The sequence below is a fragment of the Dietzia sp. DQ11-38-2 genome (assembly GCF_014145055.1).
Lineage (GTDB): Bacteria > Actinomycetota > Actinomycetes > Mycobacteriales > Mycobacteriaceae > Dietzia.
In genome coordinates, this window is the sequence record NZ_JAALDW010000352.1 from 1 (window position 1) to 1,592 (window position 1,592).

General features: G+C 71.9%; 2 protein-coding genes. Both read right to left on the reverse strand.

The window, feature by feature from the left end:
* On the reverse strand, positions 1–520 hold a 520-nt coding region (locus G6026_RS12060; RefSeq protein WP_182613321.1), incomplete at its 3' end, for a hypothetical protein.
* Positions 521–696: 176 nt separating this feature from the next.
* The coding region (locus G6026_RS12065) for a TM0106 family RecB-like putative nuclease (protein ID WP_182613322.1) at positions 697–1,592 on the reverse strand (896 nt) is incomplete at its 5' end.

A 1,592-nucleotide genomic window follows, 5' to 3' on the forward strand; every position in this document is an offset into this window, starting at 1 on the left:
GACCGAGCGAGCCCGCGCCCGGCAGGGAGCCGGCGTCGGATCCGAGCACCAGGGTGGCACCGTCGCCGAGCCCGAGGGAGCCGACGGCCAGCGCGGCCGCCGGCTCGACCGAACCCAGCAGCGACTCGTCCAGGAGGGATCCACTCACGTCGACGGAACCGGTCCCGGGGGCCGGGTTCGAGAGGGTGATGGACCCGGCCGCGTCGATGACCGAGCCGGCGAGGGGTGCCAGCGAACCGGTGGACGGCTCACCGAAGATCGCCGAGCCCGAGGTGTCGATGGAACCCTCCCCGGTGGCGTTGGCCTCGAGGATGAGGGAGCCGAGGTCCTGCGGCAGCGACCCCTCGCCCACCGAATCGGTGATGCCCTCGCTGCCGAGGGCGCCCAGGCTGTCGGCCCCGAGGCTGTCGGCGGACAGACTCCCGGTGCCCTCCTGGGCGGCGGCGACACCTGTGGCCCCGGAAAGGGCGAGTGCGGAGGCGGCTGCGACGGCAGCGGCCCTACGGATCGAGAACGTCATGGGTTCGTCTCCTTGTATGGCGCGGCATCCGCGTGGGTTCGCGACGGGACACCCCGTGAGGGCGGGCTTACGGGAACGGTCGGCGACGCCGAGAAGCGTCGTTAACTTCGTCCCTTCTTTCTCACCCTATCCCCGACATTAAGCAAAGCAACAGCTCTCTCTCAGTGAGAACTCGATTAGAATTGCTGCGAAATCCACTCCCGCACAGCCCTCGTCGCCCGGACGTCGTCCTCGTTGTAGGCCAGGATGCGCTCCCTGCCCGAGTCCCGCTCGACCCCCCGCGAGGCCTGCGCGTCCCGATACCACCCGATCGACGCCTCTCCCCCGGCGTCCGGGTCCCGCCAACGGAATCCGGCGACCGGCGCCACCACCTTGAGTCCGAGACCGGAGGTGGAGACGAACTGCGTGGCCACCGCCTCGTGGACGTCGACCCACTGAGGGGAGGAGAGGAACCCGCGCACCTCGGCCACCGAGGGCACGCCCCTGACCTCGGCCAGCGTGCCCTCCGGCCCGAACCGGGTGGCGGTCGAGAGCATCCAGCCGTTCTCGGCGGACTTGGAGTAGCAGTAGGCGCGGAACGTGCGCCCCTGCCCCTCGGCCCTGTCCCGGATGCCGGTGAGCCACCGCCAGAACTCCGCGAACGAGCGCCCCTCGTCCGGGTCCGGCAGCCGGGCCCAGGTCGCGAAAGGACGGTATCCCTCGGCCTCGAGGCGGCGCCCGTCCCGCAGGGTGAGCAGGGTCCCCCACAGGTAGGCGCCGTCGTCCAGGTGGCTCTCGAGATCCACGTCCACCTCGATGTCCGCGCGCGGGATGGTCGGTCGGGCCACCTTGGGGACGACGACCTCGCCGTCCCGGTGCGCACGGGCCCGCAGGACCGCATCGGAGAACGGTTCGCCGTTCCAGTCCGGCGGACGCTCCGGCCCGGCCTCGGCGAGCTCCGCCACCGTGTGGACGCCGGCCGCGCGGACCGCTCCGACCTGCCCTCCGCCCACCACCAGGCTCACGTCGTCGGCGAGAACCAACCGGTCACGGCACCCCGTCACGGACGTGCCCCGGTCGTCCCAGCCCTCCC